General features: G+C 72.9%; 16 protein-coding genes. 10 read left to right on the top strand and 6 right to left on the bottom strand.

The genetic code is table 11. The annotated features are described in order from the left end of the window. Window positions 1–114: 114 nt before the first annotated feature. Entirely contained in the window at window positions 115–639 is a 525-nt protein-coding gene (locus tag QRN89_RS30950; protein WP_290352718.1) for a hypothetical protein, read from the bottom strand. 148 nt (window positions 640–787) lie between these two features. Between QRN89_RS30950 and QRN89_RS30955 the strand changes: the two genes are divergently transcribed. The 5 genes from QRN89_RS30955 (at window position 788) to QRN89_RS30975 (ending at window position 7,236) form a co-directional block, all read left to right on the top strand. Next, the gene (locus tag QRN89_RS30955; RefSeq protein ID WP_290352719.1) at window positions 788–1,975 is read left to right on the top strand and encodes a CaiB/BaiF CoA transferase family protein; all 1,188 of its coding nucleotides are present in this window, start codon (window positions 788–790) and stop codon (window positions 1,973–1,975) included. Further along, window positions 1,972–3,114 (top strand): acyl-CoA dehydrogenase family protein, encoded by a 1,143-nt coding sequence (locus QRN89_RS30960; protein ID WP_290352720.1) that lies wholly within the window; start codon window positions 1,972–1,974, stop codon window positions 3,112–3,114. Before QRN89_RS30955 ends, QRN89_RS30960 begins: the two co-directional genes overlap by 4 nt. A 159-nt stretch (window positions 3,115–3,273) precedes the next feature. Then, window positions 3,274–4,488, top strand: a complete 1,215-nt coding sequence (locus QRN89_RS30965; RefSeq protein WP_290352721.1) for an acetyl-CoA C-acetyltransferase — start codon at window positions 3,274–3,276, stop codon at window positions 4,486–4,488. Between the two features lie 43 nt (window positions 4,489–4,531). Beyond that, complete coding sequence (locus QRN89_RS30970) at window positions 4,532–6,730, top strand: 3-hydroxyacyl-CoA dehydrogenase NAD-binding domain-containing protein (RefSeq protein WP_290352722.1); 2,199 nt, start codon at window positions 4,532–4,534, stop codon at window positions 6,728–6,730. 95 nt (window positions 6,731–6,825) lie between these two features. After that, on the top strand, window positions 6,826–7,236 hold the full coding sequence (locus tag QRN89_RS30975) for a VOC family protein (protein ID WP_290352723.1): 411 nt from the start codon (window positions 6,826–6,828) through the stop codon (window positions 7,234–7,236). A 233-nt stretch (window positions 7,237–7,469) separates the two neighbouring features. Here the strand turns inward: QRN89_RS30975 and QRN89_RS30980 are convergent, their stop codons facing one another. After that, window positions 7,470–8,288 carry a MerR family transcriptional regulator gene (locus QRN89_RS30980; RefSeq protein ID WP_290352724.1) on the bottom strand — a complete coding sequence of 273 codons (819 nt, stop codon included), beginning with the start codon at window positions 8,286–8,288 and terminating at the stop codon, window positions 7,470–7,472. A 385-nt stretch (window positions 8,289–8,673) separates the two neighbouring features. Here QRN89_RS30980 and QRN89_RS30985 point away from each other — a divergent pair, with 385 nt between their 5' ends. Both QRN89_RS30985 and QRN89_RS30990 read left to right on the top strand, forming a co-directional pair. Continuing rightward, entirely contained in the window at window positions 8,674–9,180 is a 507-nt protein-coding gene (locus QRN89_RS30985; protein ID WP_290352725.1) for a macro domain-containing protein, read from the top strand. A 51-nt stretch (window positions 9,181–9,231) separates the two neighbouring features. After that, complete coding sequence (locus QRN89_RS30990) at window positions 9,232–9,768, top strand: hypothetical protein (RefSeq protein ID WP_290352726.1); 537 nt, start codon at window positions 9,232–9,234, stop codon at window positions 9,766–9,768. Between the two features lie 346 nt (window positions 9,769–10,114). On the opposite strand, the gene QRN89_RS30995 is transcribed toward QRN89_RS30990, so the two are convergent. Beyond that, on the bottom strand, window positions 10,115–11,206 hold the full coding sequence (locus tag QRN89_RS30995) for a cation diffusion facilitator family transporter (protein ID WP_290352727.1): 1,092 nt from the start codon (window positions 11,204–11,206) through the stop codon (window positions 10,115–10,117). A 92-nt stretch (window positions 11,207–11,298) separates the two neighbouring features. Continuing rightward, window positions 11,299–12,300 carry a sphingomyelin phosphodiesterase gene (gene sph, locus QRN89_RS31000; RefSeq protein ID WP_290352728.1) on the bottom strand — a complete coding sequence of 334 codons (1,002 nt, stop codon included), beginning with the start codon at window positions 12,298–12,300 and terminating at the stop codon, window positions 11,299–11,301. A 269-nt stretch (window positions 12,301–12,569) separates the two neighbouring features. Between sph and QRN89_RS31005 the strand changes: the two genes are divergently transcribed. Beyond that, window positions 12,570–13,487 (top strand): oxygenase MpaB family protein, encoded by a 918-nt coding sequence (locus QRN89_RS31005; protein ID WP_290352729.1) that lies wholly within the window; start codon window positions 12,570–12,572, stop codon window positions 13,485–13,487. A 106-nt stretch (window positions 13,488–13,593) separates the two neighbouring features. On the opposite strand, the gene QRN89_RS31010 is transcribed toward QRN89_RS31005, so the two are convergent. Both QRN89_RS31010 and QRN89_RS31015 read right to left on the bottom strand, forming a co-directional pair. Then, on the bottom strand, window positions 13,594–14,637 hold the full coding sequence (locus tag QRN89_RS31010; RefSeq protein ID WP_290352730.1) for a LacI family DNA-binding transcriptional regulator: 1,044 nt from the start codon (window positions 14,635–14,637) through the stop codon (window positions 13,594–13,596). A 224-nt stretch (window positions 14,638–14,861) separates the two neighbouring features. Continuing rightward, a complete protein-coding gene (locus QRN89_RS31015; RefSeq protein ID WP_290353929.1) occupies window positions 14,862–16,484 on the bottom strand; it encodes a M1 family metallopeptidase in 1,623 nt (540 codons plus the stop codon). A gap of 200 nt (window positions 16,485–16,684) precedes the next feature. On the opposite strand from QRN89_RS31015, the gene QRN89_RS31020 reads away from it, so the two are divergent. Together QRN89_RS31020 and QRN89_RS31025 are read left to right on the top strand one after the other, a co-directional pair. After that, window positions 16,685–18,661 (top strand): Xaa-Pro dipeptidyl-peptidase, encoded by a 1,977-nt coding sequence (locus QRN89_RS31020; RefSeq protein ID WP_290352731.1) that lies wholly within the window; start codon window positions 16,685–16,687, stop codon window positions 18,659–18,661. Beyond that, window positions 18,661–19,953: a M14 family metallopeptidase gene (locus tag QRN89_RS31025; RefSeq protein ID WP_290352732.1), complete on the top strand. Its 1,293-nt coding sequence runs from the start codon at window positions 18,661–18,663 to the stop codon at window positions 19,951–19,953. Before QRN89_RS31020 ends, QRN89_RS31025 begins: the two co-directional genes overlap by 1 nt. Window positions 19,954–20,011 lie beyond the last annotated feature (58 nt).

The following is a 20,011-nucleotide window of genomic DNA, read 5'->3' on the forward strand; positions in this document are numbered from 1 at the left end:
CGGTCGCATCCGGGGACCGGGGCCGATCCGGTCGGGTGGGGGACCGGTCACCGGCCCGGCCCGTCTCGGTCGACCGGCAGCCCTTCCGGCAATGACCGACCGGCGCGCGCCGTCTCAGCGGTAGTCGTCCGGGTGGTCCTGCATCCAGGTGTCGATCCGGTCGCGGGTGCCGACGAGCTCTCCCTGGTGGGCCTTGAGGTTCGGGTACGAGCGGTCCGGGCCGATGGTCGTGCGCAGGCCGGCGATCCACTCGATCGGCTCGGGGAAGTGGCCGGGGCCCTTGGGGTCGGCCTTCATGGCCCGGTCGAGCCGCTCCAGCTCGTCGTACACGCGCCCGAGGAAATAGGCGCACTGCCCCTCCGACGTGCAGCCGTCGTCGAGCGTGGCCTGGAGACCCGCGAAGGCGTCGCGGACCTTCTCGGGGGAGGGCGTGGACCCGGCCGCCGGGGACGCGGCCTCCTCGGTTGCCGCGGCAGCGGCCCGCTCCGGGCCGGCCGCGACGGTCGCCGTCCCGGCCCCGGCCGCCGTCGTGCTCCCCCCGGCCCTCGGCGCGCCGTCGTCGGTGGCGGAGCAGGCGATCAGCAGTGCCGCCGGAAGTGCGACGAGCGCTGCGGCGCGGACGGGGCGGGGTATACGCATGGAGTCTCCGATTCCTGGGTCCGGCGGCAGACCTTATCGCCGACGCAGGGGAACCAAGCGCTTGCTCGCCTCGGGGGCTTGTGCGGAGTGGAACGTGTTCTTAACATCACTGATGTTACATCAGTTGTGTCATAGTGCTGGGGGCTTCATGGCAGCGACAGGGAACGGCCCGCCGGGCGGTCCGCTGGCCGGCGTGCGCGTCGTCGAACTGGCCGGCATCGGGCCCGGTCCGTTCGCCGCCATGCTGCTCGCCGACCTGGGCGCCGACGTCGTGCGCGTCGACCGGCCCGGCGGCTCGGGGCTCGCGATCGACCCCGCCGGCGACCTCACGAACCGGAACAAGAGGTCCGTACTGATCGACCTCAAGGCCGACGGGGCCGCCGAGCGGGTCCTCGACCTCGTGGAGCGCGCGGACGTGCTCATCGAGGGCTACCGCCCCGGGGTGGCCGAACGGCTCGGGGTCGGGCCGAAGGAGTGCCACGCCCGCAATCCGCAGCTGGTCTACGGCCGGATGACCGGCTGGGGCCAGGAGGGCCCGCTCGCCCAGCGCGCCGGGCACGACATCGCCTACATCGCGATCACCGGCACCCTCGGCATGATCGGGAAGGCGGACGAGCCGCCCGCTGTCCCCGCGAACCTCGTCGGCGACTACGCGGGCGGTTCGCTGTACCTCGTCATCGGCGTGCTGGCGGCACTGCGGCACGCCCGCACCCCCGGCGGCACCGGCCAGGTCGTCGACGCGGCGATCGTGGACGGCGCCGCGCACCTCGCCACGATGATCCACGGGATGATGGCCGCAGGCGGCTGGCGGGACCGCCGCGGCACGAACCTCCTCGACGGGGGCTGCCCCTTCTACGGGACCTACGAGACCGCCGACGGCCAGTACATGGCAGTCGGGGCGCTCGAGCAGCAGTTCTACGACGAGTTCATCAGGCTGCTCGGCATCGAGGGCGAGGCACCCGCCCGCAAGGACTTCGCCCGCTGGGGAGAACTGCGGGCCGCCGTCGCCGAGCGGTTCCGCACGAGGACGCGGGACGAGTGGACCGCGGTCTTCGAGGGCTCCGACGCCTGCGTGGCCCCCGTCCTCTCGCTGGCAGAGGCGCCGGGGCATCCGCACCTCGCGGCCCGCGGCACCTTCACCGACCACGGCGGGATCACCCAGCCGGCCCCGGCCCCCCGCTTCTCCGCCACCCCCGGCGCCGTCCGCCGGCCGCCGGCGCAGCCCGGCGCCGACGCCGAGGAGATCGCCCGCGACTGGGACGCTCCCGGCATCCTGGACGACGGCGGAACCCGACCCGACCCGACCGCAGCCGGCTCGAAGGGGCTTCAGGCATGAAACGACAGATCTTCGACGCCGAGCACGACGCGTTCCGCGAGACCGTCCGCACCTTCCTCGACAAGGAGGTGCTGCCGTACTACGAGCAGTGGGAGAAGGACGGCATCGTCTCGCGCGACGCCTGGCTCGCGGCCGGACGCCAGGGCCTGCTGGGCCTGGCCGTGCCCGAGGAGTACGGCGGCGGCGGGAACACCGACTTCCGCTACAGCGCCGTCCTGGCCGAGGAGTTCACCCGGGCCGGCGCCCCCGGCCTCGCGATCGGCCTGCACAACGACATCATCGGCCCGTACCTCACCTCCCTCGCGACCGAGGAGCAGAAGCGGCGCTGGCTTCCCGGCTTCTGCAGCGGCGAGATCATCACGGCCATCGCGATGACCGAACCGGGCGCCGGCTCCGACCTCCAGGGCATCCGCACCACCGCCGAGGACCGGGGCGACCACTGGCTGCTCAACGGTTCCAAGACCTTCATCTCCAACGGCATCCTCGCCGACCTGGTGGTCGTCGTCGCCAGGACCACGCCGGAGGGGGGCGCCAAGGGGCTGTCGCTGCTGGTCGTGGAGCGGGGGGCGGAGGGCTTCGAGCGCGGCCGCAACCTCGACAAGATCGGCCAGCACGCGCAGGACACGGCCGAGCTGTTCTTCCACGACGTGCGGGTGCCCAAGGAGAACCTCCTCGGGCAGCTCAACGGCGCGTTCGTCCACCTGATGACGAATCTGGCCCAGGAGCGGCTGAACATCGCGGTCGCCGGCATCGCCGCCGCCGAGTACCTGCTGGAGATCACGACGCGGTACGTGAAGGAGCGCGAGGCGTTCGGCCGCCCGCTGGCGAAGCTCCAGCACATCCGCTTCGAGATAGCGGAGATGGCCACCGAGTGCGCCGTCACCCGGACCTTCCTCGACCGCTGCATCGTCGACCACTCCGCCGGGCAGCTCGACGCGGTGCACGCCTCGATGGCCAAATGGTGGGCGACGGAACTGCAGAAGCGGGTCGCCGACCGCTGTCTGCAGCTCCACGGCGGCTACGGCTACATGACGGAGTACCGGGTCGCCAAGGCCTTCACGGACGGCCGCATCCAGACGATCTACGGTGGCACCACCGAGATCATGAAGGAGATCATCGGCCGCGCGCTGCTCTCCTGACCGGCCGCTCCCGCGATCGGCCGGTGTGCGCCTCCGCCCGCTCGCGGCCGGCGTCCCCGCTGCCTCCCGGCGGATTCCCGGGCGGGCGGCAGCGGCCCGCCGTCCGTCCGCCGTCCGCCCCGAACCTCACCCCTCACCCGTGATGCGAAAGGCTCTGTTGTGAGTACCGAAGCGTATGTGTACGACGCGATCCGCACCCCGCGCGGCCGCGGCAAGGCCAACGGCGCCCTGCACGGCACCAAGCCGATCGACCTCGTCGTCGGCCTGATCCACGAGATCCGCTCCCGGTTCCCGGGGCTGGATCCCGCGGCGATCGACGACATCGTGCTCGGCGTCGTGGGCCCGGTCGGCGACCAGGGTTCGGACATCGCCCGGATCTCCGCCATCGCGGCCGGACTGCCCGACACCGTCGCCGGCGTCCAGGAGAACCGCTTCTGCGCCTCGGGCCTGGAGGCCGTCAACATGGCGGCGATGAAGGTCCGCTCCGGCTGGGAGGACCTGGTGCTGGCGGGCGGCGTCGAGTCGATGTCGCGCGTGCCGATGGCGTCCGACGGCGGTGCCTGGTTCGCGGATCCGATGACCAACTTCGACACCCACTTCGTACCGCAGGGCATCGGCGCCGACCTGATCGCCACCATCGAGGGCTTCTCCCGGCGCGACGTGGACGAGTACGCGGCGCTGTCCCAGGAGCGGGCGGCCGCGGCCTGGAAGGACGGCCGTTTCGACCGCTCCGTCGTCCCGGTGAAGGACCGCAACGGCCTCGTCGTCCTCGACCACGACGAGCACATGCGCCCCGGCACCACCGCGGACTCCCTGGCCGCGCTCAAGCCGTCGTTCGCGGGCATCGGGGACATGGGCGGCTTCGACGCCGTCGCGCTCCAGACGTACCACTGGGTGGAGAAGATCGACCACGTCCACCACGCGGGCAACTCCTCGGGCATCGTGGACGGGGCCTCGCTCGTGGCCGTCGGCTCCAAGCAGGTCGGCGAGCGGTACGGGCTCACGCCCCGCGCCCGGATCGTCTCCGCGGCGGTCTCCGGCTCCGAGCCCACCATCATGCTCACCGGCCCCGCGCCCGCCGCGCACAAGGCGCTCGCCAAGGCCGGGCTGACGATCGACGACATCGACCTCGTCGAGATCAACGAGGCCTTCGCCGCCGTCGTCCTGCGCTTCGTGAAGGACATGGGGATCTCCCTCGACAAGGTCAACGTCAACGGCGGGGCCATCGCGCTGGGCCACCCCCTCGGCGCCACCGGCGCGATGATCCTCGGCAGCCTCATCGACGAACTGGAGCGCCAGGACAGGCGGTACGGCCTCGCCACCCTCTGCGTCGGCGGCGGCATGGGCATCGCCACGATCGTCGAACGCATCTGACCCCTCGTCCCTCCCGCCCCTTCCCCCGTACGGAGAAGCAGCAATGACCGCAACGCCGACGAGCACCACCATCCGCTGGGAGCAGGACGAGACCGGCATCGTCACCCTCGTCCTGGACGACCCGGACCAGTCCGCCAACACCATGAACCAGGCCTTCCGCGAGTCGATCGCCGCGATCGCCGACCGGGCCGAGGCCGAGAAGGACTCCATCCGCGGCATCGTCGTCACCTCCGCCAAGAAGACCTTCTTCGCGGGCGGCGACCTCAAGGACATGATCAAGGTCGGCCCCGAGCACGCCCAGCAGGCGTTCGACATGGGCATGGGCATCAAGCGGGCACTGCGCCGCATCGAGACCCTGGGCAAGCCCGTCGTCGCCGCCATCAACGGCGCCGCGCTGGGCGGCGGTTACGAGATCGCCCTCGCCTGCCACCACCGCATCGCCCTCGACGCACCCGGCTCCAAGATCGGTCTGCCGGAGGTCACGCTCGGACTGCTGCCCGCCGGCGGCGGCGTCACCCGCACCGTGCGCCTCATGGGCATCGCCGACGCCCTGCTGAAGGTGCTCCTGCAGGGCACCCAGTACTCCCCGCAGCGCGCGCTCGAGAACGGTCTCGTCCACGAAGTCGCCACCACGCCCGAGGAGATGATGGCCAAGGCGCGCGCCTTCATCGAGGCACACCCCGAGTCGCAGCAGCCCTGGGACGTCAAGGGCTACCGGATCCCCGGCGGTACGCCGTCGAACCCGAAGTTCGCCGCGAACCTGCCCGCCTTCCCGGCCAACCTCAAGAAGCAGCTCAACGGCGCCCCGTTCCCGGCACCGCGCAACATCCTCGCGGCCGCCGTCGAGGGCTCGCAGGTGGACTTCGAGACCGCCCAGGTCATCGAGGCGCGGTACTTCACCGAGCTGCTCACCGGCCAGACCGCCAAGAACATGATCCAGGCGTTCTTCTTCGACCTCCAGGCGGTCAACTCCGGCGCGAACCGCCCCAAGGGCATCGAGCGGCGCACGGTCCGCAAGGTCGCCGTCCTCGGCGCCGGGATGATGGGCGCGGGCATCGCGTACTCCTGCGCCCGGGCCGGGATCGAGGTCGTCCTCAAGGACGTCAACGCCGACGCCGCCGAGCGGGGCAAGGCGTACTCGGAGAAGCTGCTGGACAAGGCGCTGAGCCGGGGCCGCACGACCGAGGCGAAGCGCGCCGAGCTGCTCGCCCGGATCACGCCGACGGCCGACCCCGCGGACCTCGCGGGCTGCGACGCCGTCATCGAGGCCGTCTTCGAGGACCCGGCGCTCAAGCACAAGGTGTTCCAGGAGATCCAGGACGTCGTCGAGCCGGACGCGCTGCTGTGCTCCAACACCTCGACCCTGCCGATCACCCTGCTCGCCGAAGGCGTGGAGCGGCCCGTCGACTTCATCGGTCTGCACTTCTTCTCGCCCGTGGACAAGATGCCGCTGGTCGAGATCATCAAGGGGGAGCGCACCGGGGACGAGGCGCTGGCGCGCGCCTTCGACCTCGTCCGTCAGATCAACAAGACGCCGATCGTCGTGAACGACTCCCGCGGGTTCTTCACCTCGCGGGTGATCGGGCAGTTCATCAACGAGGGCGTGGCGATGGTCGGCGAGGGCGTCGAGCCCGCGTCGGTCGAGCAGGCCGCGGCCCAGGCGGGCTACCCGGCGAAGGTCCTCTCGCTGATGGACGAGCTCACGCTCACCCTGCCGCGCAAGATCCGCAACGAGACGCGGCGGGCCGTGGAGGAGTCAGGCGGCACCTGGACCCCGCACCCGGCGGACGCCGTCATCGACCGGCTGGTCGACGACTTCGGGCGCACGGGGCGCAGCGGCGGCGCGGGCTTCTACGACTACGTGGACGGCAGGCGTGCCGGGCTGTGGCCGGGGCTGCGCGAGCACTTCGCCGATCCCGGCGTGCACGTCCCGTTCGAGGACATGAAGGAGCGGATGCTCTTCTCCGAGGCACTGGACACCGTCCGGTGCCTGGAGGAGGGCGTGCTGACGTCGGTCGCCGACGCCAACATCGGCTCCATCATGGGCATCGGCTTCCCGGCGTGGACGGGCGGCGTCCTGCAGTACATCAACGGGTACGAGGGCCGTGACGGGGTGGGCAACGGCCTGCCCGGCTTCGTCGCACGGGCGCGCCGGCTGGCGGAGGCCTACGGCGAGCGCTTCGAACCCCCGGCGCTCCTGGTGGAGAAGGCCGAGCGGGGCGAGGTCTTCACCGACGGATGACACGGCACGCCCGGCCGGGTGCGGACCCGGCCGGGACGCGTGCGACGGGCCCGCCCCTGGTGCGGGCCCGTCCCGTCCCGGCAGGGTGGTGGGCCATGACGCGACCCTCGCCGACAGGACGACCCCGGCCGCGCCTGAGCGGCACCTCGCTGGACGCCCCCGACGCCCGTCTGCTCGCCGGCTTCTACCGGCGGCTGCTGGGCTGGACGGTGGTGGCGGACGAGCCGGACTGGGTGAAGCTCGCGCCGCCGGACGGTGGGACGGCGCTGTCGTTCCAGACCGAACCGCACTACGTCCCGCCGGTCTGGCCCGCGGTGCCGGGCGGGCAGCAGATGCAGGCCCACCTGGAGATCGAGGTCGCCGACCTGGACGCGGCCGTGGCCGAGGCGCTCGCGCTCGGCGCGACGACGGCCGCGTTCCAGCCGCAGGACGACGTCCGGGTGTGTCTGGACCCGGCGGGACACCCGTTCTGCCTGTGGCTGGGCGGGGCGGGCGCGGACGAGTAGCCGTGCGGTCGGGGACGGTGAGCCGGCGGACCGGTCCGGGCCGGGGCACGGCACGGGCGGGGCCGGGCTGAGCCGGGTCGGGTCGGTGCGGGTGCGGTTCGGGCGCCGGACAGTGCCGGTGCGCCCGGCTCGGCGACCGAGGCCCCTGGCCGACTCCCCGCCCGGACGGAGCCGCGACCGGCGCGGGGTGTGGTGGTCAGGGCGTGTCCGGCGACCGGCGCGGTGTGTGGTTGTCAGGGCGTGTCCGGCGACGGTTCCGTACCCGGGGTGTCCACCGCTCCGGCAGGGTCCCCGGGCCGCGGCCCCCGCTCGGCCGGGGGCACTCCCGCCGAGCCGAAGGCGGCTCGGAGTTCCTCCCGCAGCGACCGCTGGAATGCCGTGACCAGGGCCTGGATCACCATCGGCTGCATATGGGCCGAGAGGGACTTCATCGCGGCGACGTGGTCCGTATCCGACTCGCGCTCGCGGTACGGGCCCCACACCTCGTCGCGGAACAGCCGGCTCAGCTCCTGGGCGGCGGCGCGTGCGTGCTCCAGCAGGACCGTGCGGGAGGCGAGGATCGTCTCGTGGGCGATCGGGACGTCGAGCAGTTCGACCCCGAGCCGCAACAGCCCGCCGTCCAGCCGGAACACGTCGGGCGTGGCGGTCCGGTCCAGCACGCCCATGGCCGCGAGCCGGTCGACGTCCTCGTCCGACAGCGGCCGCCCGGCCCGGCGCACCAGCTCCTGCAGCCCGGTCTCCTCGGCGGACTCGGGCGCCCAGGAGGACACCAGGGCCCGGTGGATCGCCAGATCCTGGGCGGACAGCCCCGGCGGCAGCTGTTCAAGGTAGCGTTCGATGGCGGCGAGCGTCATGCCCTGGTGCTGCAGTTCCTCGATCAGGGCCAGCCGGGAGAGGTGTTCCGCGCCGTAGTGGCCCACGCGGCGCGGGCCGATCTGCGGGGGCGGCAGCAGACCGCGGGTGCTGTAGAACCGGATGGTGCGGACGGTGACGCCCGCGCGTGCGGCCAGCTCGTCGACGGTCAGCGTCGGCCCCTCGGTTTCGGTCGCCATCGTCCTCCTCGCTCCCTGCAGGTGCCGGTCGGTGCAACAGTATTGCTGTCTCACCAGAGTTGTGAAACCTGCAGGGCGGTCCGGGCCGCTCGTCCGAGCGCGACCGGGTAGGCGGCAGCCGGCGTGAGCGCCTCGGTTCGCCCGCCGGGGCGGATTCCCCACCCGTGCCGACCCTGCCCCAGGTGCGCCGGCACACGCTCCCGCAGCCTCCGTGCCGTGACCGCCGTGGGTGGGAACGGACCGCTTCGGCTACTCCGCGAAGTGCTGAAGCCGACGGTCCACCGCTTCATGACGGCCGACGAGGTCCTCGGCGCGTCCCGGTAGGACGGACGGGCGGGAACGGCTGCGGGCGCACGATGTCAGAGGCGCCTCGTACGGTGGTGCCATGACGGGGATCACGTACGTACGGGGGGACGCCACCGCGCCGCACGGCAAGGGCGTCAAGCTGATCGCGCATGTCTGCAACGATCTGGGCGGCTGGGGCAAGGGCTTCGTCGTCGCCGTCTCGCGCCGCTGGCCGGAGCCGGAGAAGGCGTACCGGCGCTGGCACCGGGAGCGGGCCGGCAACGACTTCGGTCTCGGTGCGGCCCAGTTCGTCCGCGTCGGGCCGTACGTCTGGGTGGCGAACATGGTGGGTCAGCGGGGGATGCGCACGGGAAGCAAGGGGGTCCCCGTGCGGTACGAGGCCATCGACACGGCGCTCGGCGCGGTCGCCGCCAAGGCCGCCGAACTGGGGGCCTCCGTCCATATGCCGAGGATCGGCTGCGGACTCGCGGGCGGCACCTGGTCCCGGGTGGAGCCGCTGGTGCGGGCCCGGCTCGTCGAGCAGGGCATAGCGGTGACGGTGTACGACCACGGCGAGGAGCCCGCGCGCGGCTCGGTGCGCGCCTGACGCTAGAGTGCGGTGCTTGTTCGAACGGCGCACGTCGGAGCGGGGGAGAGCATGAGTGCGCAACTGAGGGAGACCGCCACGGAGTTGGCGGACGTCCTGTGGCGTGAGCACACGGTGTACCGGGACCACGCGGGAGGTGTGGTCATCCGGGGCGAGCACGTCCGACGCTGGATCAGTCTCGCGCCGAGCGGCGGCCGCGACGAGATCCTCCTGCGCGCCGGCCGCATACTCGACGGCGGCACGACGGCCCCCGCGCGCTTGGAGGCGGTGGTGCACGTCAAGGCCGGTACGGCCGAACTGGCCGCGGTCTGCCGCCGACTGCTCGCCGAGACCGCCGCGGACCCTTCGCCGCGTGTGGTTCCCCCGGCCCTTGCGCCCGCAGGGCGGGCCAAGCGCTTCTCCGTACGCTCCGGGGGTTCCCCGCGGCCCGCCCGCCCGGCCCGTGCCGCTCGCGCCGGCCGCGAGCGGACCCCGCGCACCGGACGGCGCACCGTGCGCCACACGGGCTTCGGCTCCTGGGTGGTGATCGTCTGCGTGGCCGCGACCATCGCGCTGTACGCCTGGAGCGCCGCCGCCTGGTACCGGTAGGAGCGGTACGCCGCCGGGAGGGGCGCCGGCCCCGGCACCGCACGATCAGCACCGGCCTCGGCACCGCACGCTCAGTACCGCACGACCGGCACGGGCACCGGTGACGCCGCGGCCGTACCACCGGCGCCGGACGCTCATCGGGCCGAGCGGCCACCGGCGTGGCGCGCCCACCGGCGTGGCGCGCCCACCGGCGTGGCGCGCCCACCGGCGTGGCGCGGTCATGGCACCGAGCCGAGCCGAGCCGTCACGTCACCGGGCCGGCAGGCGGCCGGGCCTTGCGGTCACGGGTTGGCTCGGCGGTCCTGCGGACGGTCACGGGCCGATGTGCGCGGTTCGGGCCGGGCGGTCACCGGGCGAAGTGGTGGTCGAGCGCGGCGTGCGGGTCCTGCCCGGCCGCGCCCGCGTGGTCGATGTGCACGGTCGCGCCCGTCAGCCGGGGCACCGCGTGGAGCAGGGCGTGTTCGGCGGAGACCGCCACGGCGTGGGCCTGCACGACCGTGAGTCCGGGGTCGACCTCGACCGAGGTCTCGGCGCGCAGCGCGTGCCCGATCCACCGCATCCGCACGGCCCCCACGGCCCGTACGCCCTCGACGTGGGAGAGCGCGTGCTCGGCCGCGTCGACCAGGGCCGGGTCCACGGCGTCCATCAGACGGTGCCAGATCTCGCGCGCCGCGCCGCGCAGCACGAGGAGGATCGCCCCGGTGATGACGAGACCGACGAGGGGGTCCGCGTACCGCCACCCCAGTGCCGCGCCGCCGGCTCCGAGCAGGACGGCGAGGGAGGTGAACCCGTCGGTGCGGGCGTGCAGTCCGTCCGCCACCAGCGCGGCGGAGCCGATGCGGCGCCCCGTGCGGATCCGGGCGCGCGCCACCCACTCGTTGCCCGCGAACCCCACCAGGCCGGCCGCGGCGACCGCCGGGAGGTGGGTGATGTCCTGCGGGTCCAGCAGCCGCCGGACCGCCTCGTACCCGGCGAAGGCCGCGGAGGCGGCGATCACGAGGACGACGAACACCCCCGCCAGGTCCTCGGCGCGGCCGAAGCCGTAGGTGTAGCGACGGGTCGCGGCCCGCCGGCCCAGCACGAACGCCAGCGCCAGGGGCAGCGCGGTGAGCGCGTCGGTCGCGTTGTGGACGGTGTCGCCGAGCAGCGCGACCGACCCCGACAGCGCGGCGATGACCGCCTGGACGACGGTGGTCGCGGCCAGGACGGCGAACGAGAACCAGAGCGTGCGCAGCCCTTCGGCCGAGCCTTCGAGTGCGGAGTCGATGCGCTCGCCGTGGTGGTGATGGTGGTGGTGTCCACGGCCGCGGCCCCGTGGGTGCCCGTGGCCCCGGGCGCGCCCGTGGCTGTGCGCGGACCCGTGGTCCCGGCCGCCCCCGTGGGCATGGCCGTCCGAGTGGTCCTCCGCGTGCCCGTGTATGTGCCCCTGACCCGTCATGGACACCACCATGACAGCCGGACAGGCTTGCAGCCACTGTCGAAGAGCGGCCCCTGACCAGCTGCGAAGGCCTTGCGACTACGCCTTCCCGGCTACTGCCCCGAAGCGGCGACCGGGTAGTGGTCCGAGAGGTTGGTGTAGGTGTAGTCGGTGCCCCAGCTGGTGACCGTCCAGGCCGCGCTCCGCTCCTTGATCACCTCGTTGCGCCAGCCGGCCGGGCGGGCGTGACCCGCCCGGTGCAGCACGTAGTCCAGGTCCTCGCGCGGTTCGCCCGGGTACCGGTCGGCCGCGATCGAGTTGTCCTGCGGGTCGAAGGAGTACGCGTGCCCGGTCCGGCTGTCCGCGCCGGTGAGCCCGCCGTCCGTCAGCATGGTCGCGTACTCGGGAGTGCGGGAGTCGACGTTGAAGTCGCCTGCCACCAGGACCTGTTCGGAGGCCGGGATGTTCTTGGCGTCGAGGAAGGCGTCCAGCGCCCTGAACTGGCGGCTGCGCATCAGCGCCGCCTCGCCCGCCGCGCAGCCCGGATCGGTCGACTGCGCGTGGGTCCCGACCACGTGCACCCGGCTGCCGTTCACGTCCAGCACCGCGTACACGAAGCCCTTGTTGGACCACCAGTCCGATCCGCAGGCGTCCTTGTAGACGTACTGCTCCTTGCGCGTGATGGGCCACTTGCTGAGGACCGTGACCCCGCCGTCCTCCGGGACCGTCGCCGAGTAGGCGCCGCCCGTGGCGTCCCAGCCGTTCTTGCTGCGGCCCATCACGGGGGTCTGGTACGGGTACTGGGGGCGGGCGTTGCGCTGCAGCGCGTCGGAGGAGGAGTTGTCGAAGGCCTCCTGGAGCACGACGACGTCGTTGCCCTGGAAGTACGGGGCCCTGGGGATCTCGGCGGCCCGGTGGTCCTGGCCCCAGTTGGGGTACAGGGTCTTGCTGAAGAGGAAGACGTTGTACGTCAGTACCTTCAGCGACGGCGTCGCCGCGGCGGTCTGCGCGGCGGGGGAGGCGGACGCCGACGGCGCGGCGACCGCCAGGGTCGCGGCGGCGAGGGCCGTGGAGAGGGCTGCGCTGGACGCGCGGCGGAGCACGGACTGCGGCACTGGGACTCCCGTTTCTGGTGGGGGGTGATACCGGCGCGCACATCAAAGCAGCGGCAGTTACCTTCGGGTAACCGTCAGGTGCCGGGTTTCTTGCCGGAGTTCCACGTTCCTCGGAACGTGTACGGACAATTCGCGCCCCGGGGACCGCCAAGGGGACTTCCCGGGACGGACCGGTCATCGGCCCGTCCCTCCCGCCGGCCGTGATCGCATACTGGAACCGTGAGAACGAGCGCACCGCACCGCGCCCGCCGGCCGCCCGGAGCCCAGCCGTGACCGGGTCGCGGTACCCCCTGACGCGGACGACGGAAGGCACGGCCGGACCGGACCCCCTGCCCCCGCCGCCGGGCGGTGTCCTGTGGACCCTCGTCGGTGACGTCCGCGGGCTGCTGATGCTCCCCGCCGCGCTCGCCCTGCAGGTCGCGCACCCCGCCGTCGGCGCGGGCGTGGACGAGCACTCCGTCTTCCGCACCGACCCCTGGGGTCGCGGCGAGCGCTCCCTGCGCTCGCTCCAGCTGTGGGTGTACGGCGGTGACACCGCCGCCGAGGAGGGCCGCCGACTGCGCCGGCTGCACCGGGACATCCAGGGCACCGACGGGCGGGGACGCCGCTACCACGCGCTGGCCCCCGAGAACTACGCGTGGGTCCACGCCACCGGGTTCCCCGTCCACCACCACGCCATCCGCTATCTGTACCGCCCGTTCACCGAGGCCCAGGAGCGCCGGCTGTACGAGGAATGGCTGAGGGTCGGCCGGGTGCTCGGCATCCGTGACCGGGACATGCCGGGCACCATCGAGGAGTTCTGGCCCTACTACCGCTCGGTCCTCGCCGACGAACTGGAGGCCACCGCCGTCGTCCGGGAACTCCTCGCCACGGACGTCCGGCTGCCGCCGCCCGCTCTCGGACCCCCGCCGGTGCGGCTGCTGCTGCGCCTGTGCTGGCCGCTGGTCCTGCCGCGGTTCCTCCGGCTGAGGCGCTTCCTCACCGTCGGGCTGATGCCGCCGGACGCCCGCGAGGCCATCGGACTGTCGTGGACGGACGCGCAGGAACGGCGGCTCCGGCGCCTCGGCCGGGTCGTCCGGGTCGTCGTGCCGCTGCTTCCGGAGCGGCTGCGCTATCTGCCGCAGGCCGCACAGGCCCGCCGCCGGGCCCGGGCCGAGGGGAGGCTCCCGCCGAGGCGGGCGCGCTGACGCCTCCCGCCGTGTGGGAGCGGCGATGTCCGGAGCATGGGCCACGCACCCCGGGCCCACGAGCGCCGTCGGGCACCGCTCGTGCTGCGGCCGGCCCCGGGAAGCCTCAGGCCGAGGCGCGCCGTACCAGCGTCGTCGGTGTGATCACCGAGGCCGGGGGAGCGGATTCCGCCTCCCGCCCGTCCAGCAGTTCCATCAGCAGCCGTACCATCAGCCGGCCGTTGCCCTCGATGTCCTGACGGACCGTCGTCAGCGCCGGATCGGTGCGCTCCGCCACGGAGGCCATGTCGTCGAAGCCGACCACCGCGATGTCGTCCGGCACTCGCAGCCCGCGCTCGCGCAGCAGCCTCAGCGCCCCCGAGGCCATCAGGTCGTTCGAGGCGAAGACGGCGTCGGGCGCGGGGCCCGGTCCGTCCAGCAGCCGGGCCATCGCCTGCTCCCCGCTGTGCGCCGTGAAGTCGCCCTGCACGGTCAGCCCGGGGCCGGCGTCCGCCAGCACGTCCCGGTAGCCGTGGAGCCGGTCGAGCGCCGATGTCTGGTCCTGGGGGCCCGCGATGTGCGCGATCCGGGTGCGGCCCAGACCGACGAGATGGCGCACCGCCGCGCGGGCCCCGCCCCGGTTGTCGCAGTCCACGTAGGGCACTGCGTGCTCCGATCCGGCGCCGGGCCCGCCGGGGCGGCCCCCGAACACCGCGGGCACTCCCGAACCCCGCACCACCGAGGGGAGTTCGTCGCTCTCGTGGAGTGAGAAGGCGAGCGCGCCGTCGACGTGGCCGCCGCCGAGGTAGCGGGCTATCCGGTCGTGGTCGTCCGGGCCCTCGACCCACAGCAGCACCAGCTGAGAGTCGTGGACGACCAGTTCACGGCTGATGCCGCGCACCTGGCGCTCGAAGAACGGGTCGGAGAAGACCCGGAACTCCGGTTCGGCGATGATCACGGCGACCGCACCGCTGCGCCGGGTGACCAGGCTCCGGGCCGCCTGGTTGGGTACGTAGCCGAGTTCCGCGACCGCCTCCCGCACCCGGTCGGCCAGGAGAGCGCGCACCCCGGCCCCGCCGTTGACGACGCGGGACACCGTGGCCCGGGAGACCCCGGCCCGTGCGGCGACGGCTTCCAGAGTGGGTCTGGGCCCACTGCTCCGATCGGGCACGGGACGCTCCTCACCGGCGGTGTCCGTACGGATGACACAGGTCGTGCGGGGGCCAGCGTAACCGCAGGCGCCTCCGGCCCGGAGCGGGTCGGCGGCGCCCCGCGTCACCCGGCCGCGTGCGACGTCACGGGGCGGCTGCGACGGAGATCACCGGCTGGGCCCGATGTCCCCGGCTGCGCCGGAGAACACCGCTGCGCCCGGTGTCACCCCGGCGGCACCGGGTCTCACCGCCGGCGGCCCGGATCACGGTCGCCGGTGGGATCGCGGTCGTCTCCGTGGTCGTGTTCGCCGTCGTGATCGCGGTCGCGTCCGTGGTCGTGCACCGTGTCGGTCGCGGCGATCTTCCGGTACGACCTGGGCTCGGCCGGCCGGACCTCGGACCGCCCGCCGCGCGGTGCCTGCGCCGCCCCGCCCGTCGCTCCCGCCGGCGCGCCTGGTTTCGACGGCTCGTACAGCCAGGTCGCGAAGAGTTCCACGAGCCGTTCGCCGGAGACCTTCTCGGCGTACTCCACGAAGTCGGCGACGCTCGCGTTGCCGTCGGCGTGGGCGGCCGGCCAGCCCTTGAGCACGGCGAAGAAGTCCTCGTCGCCGATCTTGTTGCGCAGCGCCTGCAGGGCGAGCGCGCCGCGGTCGTACACGGCGATGTCGAACTGCTTGTCCGGTCCCGGATCGCCCGGCTTCACCGTCCAGAAGGGGTCGTCGGCCGGATGCAGGGCGTACACGTGGTCGGCCAGCTCCTGTGCCGTGCCCTCGCCCTCCTTCTCCGACCACAGCCACTGGCTGTAGCGGGCGAACCCCTCGTTGATCCAGATGTCCTTCCAGCCCTTGACGGAGACGCTGTCCCCGTACCACTGGTGGGCGAGCTCGTGCACGACGACCGAGACGTTCGCGCCGTTGGCGAACTGCCGCGGGCTGTAGAACGGCCGGGTCTGCGTCTCCAGGGCGTACCCGCTGGGCACGTTCGGGACGTAGCCGCCGAGCGCGTTGAACGGATACGGCCCGAAGACGCCCTCCAGCCACTCCGCTACCTCGGCGGTCCGCTCGATGCTCGCCCGCGCCGCGCCCGCGTTGCCCCCGAGGTCCTTGCTGTACGCGTTGAGGACCGGCAGCCCGTTCGCGGTCGTGTCCGTGGTGATGTCGAACTTGCCGACGGCGAGCGTGGCGAGATACGTGGCCTGCGGTCTGTCGGACCGCCAGTTGTAGCGGGTCCAGCCGAGCCGTGACGACCGGGACTGCAGCACGCCGTTGCTGATCGCCTGGGTGCCGTCCGGGACGGAGACGGAGACGTCGAAGGTGGCCTTGTCGAGCGGATGGTCGTTGGACGGGAACCACCACACGGCCGAGGCCGGCTCCTGCGCGGCGACACCGCCGTCCGGGGTGCGGTGCCAGGCGGTCCAGCCGTCGATCTTCAGTTCGGAGGGCTTTCCGGCGTACCGGACGACGACCGAGACCGGCCGGTTCTTCGCCAGCGGTGCGACGGGCGTGATCTCAAGCTCCTGGTCGCCGCTCCTGGCGAACGCCGCCTTGCGGCCGTTCACCCGCACCTCACGGACCGTCAGACCGAAGTCGAGATTGAAGGTGGAGAGGTCCTGCCGGGTGGTGGCGAGAATCGTCGCCGTGCCCTCCAGGAGATCCGTCGCCGGCTGGTATTTCAGCCGTAGGTCGTAATGCGCCACGTCGTATCCGCCGTTTCCACTGGCCGGATAGTAGGGGTCGCCGATACCGGGGGCCCCGGGCGTGCCGTCTTCCCCGGGGGATCTCCCCGGGCCCCCGGCCGCGGCGGATGCCGGGATCGCCAGCAGAAGAGATGCCGCGAGCGCACTCGGGACGAGAATTCTGCGGTGCACGAATGCTCCAAACATCAGGGGTGGATGATCTCTTCGGACCCTATTCACGCGTCCGGCGCTCCGGTGTGTCCATGGCGCCCGCCGTCACACGATCGCCAATCGGCCGACATGGTGCACGGTCCCCCATTCGTCACTCCTGTCCTCGAACGGCTCACTACTGCCCTCTGTCGCACGGCAGTTGACGGGAGTACCGTCCGCCCATGCCGATACGTGTGCACCGCATCCGACTCACCGGCAGAACCATCGCCGCGGCGGCCGCAACCGCCCTGATGTCCGTCCTCGTCCCGCAGAGTGGCGCACACGGCGCCCCGCCCCGCGAGAGCGGACCCGTCTACTCGTACGACGACGCGATACGGGAATCCGTCTGGGTCGACACCCGGCTCGACGGCGACGGGGACGGCCGGAACGACCGCGTCGCCGTCGACATCGTCCGGCCGCGGGAACCGGCGCAACATGGCCGGAAAATACCCGTCATCATGGACGCCAGCCCGTATTACTCCTGCTGCGGGCGCGGCAACGAGAGCCAGAAGAAGACCTACGACGCCGACGGCGATCCCGTCGCCTTCCCGCTCTACTACGACAACTACTTCGTGCCGCGCGGCTATGCCTTCGTCGCCGTCGACCTCGCCGGCACCAGCCGCTCCGACGGCTGTGTCGACGTCGGAGGACGCTCCGACGTCCAGTCGGCCAGGGCCGTCGTCGACTGGCTGAACGGCCGCGCCCGCGCCTTCACCACCCGCACCGGCACCCGGCGCGCCGCCGCCCCCTGGACCACCGGGAACGTGGGGATGATCGGCAAGAGCTGGGACGGCACCATCGCCAACGGCGTCGCCGCCACCGGGGTCGAGGGACTGCGCACCGTCGTGCCCATCGCCGCCATCTCCTCCTGGTACGACTACTACTTCGCCCAGGGCGCGCCGCTCTACGACTCGGGGCCCGACTGGCTCTCCGGCTACGTCAACAGCCCGGAGGCGCGCGCCCGCTGCCGGGCCGTGCAGCAGCGGCTGGTGGACGGGGCCCCGCGCACCGGCGACCTGACCCGGCTGTGGAGCGAGCGCGACTACGTCCGCGACGCCGGGAACGTGAGGGCCAGCGTCCTCGCCGTCCACGGCATGCAGGACCTCAACGTCCGCGCCAAGCACTTCGGACAGTGGTGGGACGCCCTCGCCGCCCACGGCGTCGAACGCAAGGTCTGGCTCTCGCAGACCGGGCACGTCGACCCCTTCGACTTCCGCCGTGCCGAATGGGTCAGGACCCTCCACCGCTGGTTCGACCACTACCTCCTCGGCCACGACAACGGCATCGACCGCGAGCCCATGGCCGACATCGAACGCGCTCCCGGACAGTGGTCCACCGACCGCGCCTGGCCGCCCCGGTCCACCGCCACCACCGTCCTGCGTCCCCGCAGCGGGGACGTGCCCGGCGTCGGCACCCTCGGACTGCGGCCCGCACGGCCCGGGGCCACGGAGACCTTCACCGACGACCCGTCACTCGGCGGGAACGACTGGGCCGCCGACATCGACCGCGCCACGCCCGCCAAGGCCGGCTTCACCACACGGCCGCTGAGCCGCGCACTGCGCCTCTCGGGCTCACCGAAGGTCACCGTCACCGCGACCCCGACCACGAGCACCGCCCATCTGACGGCGGTACTCGTCGACCTCGGCCCCGACACCATCCGCGACTACGCCCACGCGGGCGAGGGCATCACCACCCTTCCCGAGCGCACCTGCTGGGGAGCGAGCACCGCGGGGGACAGCTCCTGCTACAAGGAGACCGCGGCACGCACGGCGGACGTCGAGTACACCGTGGTCAGCCGCGGCTGGGCCGACCTCGGCAATCACGCCTCACCCGCCGTGGGACGGCCGCTCACACCCGGCAGGCCCTACACCGTCACCCTCGACCTGCACGCAACGGACCACGTCGTCCCCGCCGGCCACCGGCTGGCCCTGATCGTCGGCGGCACCGACGCGGGCCTCATCGACCCGCCCGCCGGCCGTCCCGCACTGACCCTCGATCTGTCCCGCACCTCGGCGCGGCTGCCGTTCGGCGGTGGCACGGCCGCCTTCCTGCGGGCCACCGCCGGCCACGCCCCGCGGTCCGGACCGCCCCACGGCGCCCGGCTCGACGGAGTGAGCGCACAGCGTCCGATCCGACCCGTCCCCGGAGGCAGCAACTGATGCACCGTCGTATCCGCACCCTCGCCGTGGCGGCCTCCGCACTGGCGGCCGCCGCCGTGACCGTACCCGCGCCGGTCCAGGCCGCCGCCGGCCACACCGACGTGCCGCGCACCGGATTCGAGTCCTCCGGTGGTGCGCGCTGGACCACCGAGCCCGAGGAACGGGCGTTCCTCGCCGCCGTCGACCGGTCGAGCGACCGCATGTCGCTGCGCACCATCGGCACGACCGGACAGGGCCGCCCGCTCCAGCTCGTACGCATCGGCGGCGACCGGCCCACCTCGAACACCGTGCTGCTGATCTGCAGTCAGCACGGCGACGAACCGTCCGGACGCGAGGCGTGCCTCATCACCGTCCGCGATCTCGCCCGGGCCGGGGACGCAGTGACCCGCCGCTTCCTGGACCGTACGACCGTCCTCGTCGTCCCCACCGCCAACCCCGACGGACGCGCGGCCGACACCCGCGGCAACGCCGACGGCGTGGACGTCAACCGCGACCACATCGCGCTGAGGACCGCCGAGGGCCGGGCCGTGGCCGCGGTCGTCCGCGACCACCGCCCCGACATCGTCTACGACCTGCACGAGTACGGCGCCACCCCCGGCTACTACGACAAGGACCTGCTGGCGCTGTGGCCGCGGAACCTCAACACCGCCCCGGCCGTGCACCGGGAGGCGCACGCCCTCTCCGAGCGCTACGTCCGCCCCGCCGCCGGCGAGGCCGGATTCAGCAGCGGCATCTACGGCATCTGGACCGATCCCGTCACCGGTGAGCCCGTCCGGCAGGTCGCCGGCGACGGGCAGGAACGCATCCTGCGCAACACGGCGGGCGTGAAGCACTCCGTCGGCCTGCTCGTCGAGACCCGGGTGGACGCCCTCACCGACGCCGAGAAGGCGGACCCCGCCCTCAACAACCGGCGCCGTGTCGACTCCCAGCTCGCCGCCCTGGACGGTGCTCTCGCCTTCGCGGGGGAGCGGCGCGGTCGGATCGAGGCCGCGACGACCGCGGCCCGGCTCACCGGGTTCGCCGACCGGGGCCCGGTGTGGACCGGCGGCGCCGACAACGACCCCGCGACACCGGACGAGACCATCCAGGACCCGCCCTGCGGATACCGGCTCACGGCCGCGCAGTACACCGACGTCAAGGACGAACTCGCCCTGCACGGGGTGGTCTCCAGGACCGCACCGGACGGCGCCGTCGTACCGCTCCGGCAGTCGCTGCGGGCGCTCGTGCCCCTGCTGCTCGACGAGCGGGCCGCCTACCGCCTCACGACCGGGAGTCCGATCACCCGCTGCTGATTCCGTATGAACCGCGTCACATGTGGTAGGAGGGCCTACGGAGAACGAAGCCCGGCTC

The sequence above is a fragment of the Streptomyces sp. HUAS CB01 genome (assembly GCF_030406905.1).
In the GTDB taxonomy this organism is placed as follows: Bacteria; Actinomycetota; Actinomycetes; order Streptomycetales; family Streptomycetaceae; genus Streptomyces; species Streptomyces chengbuensis.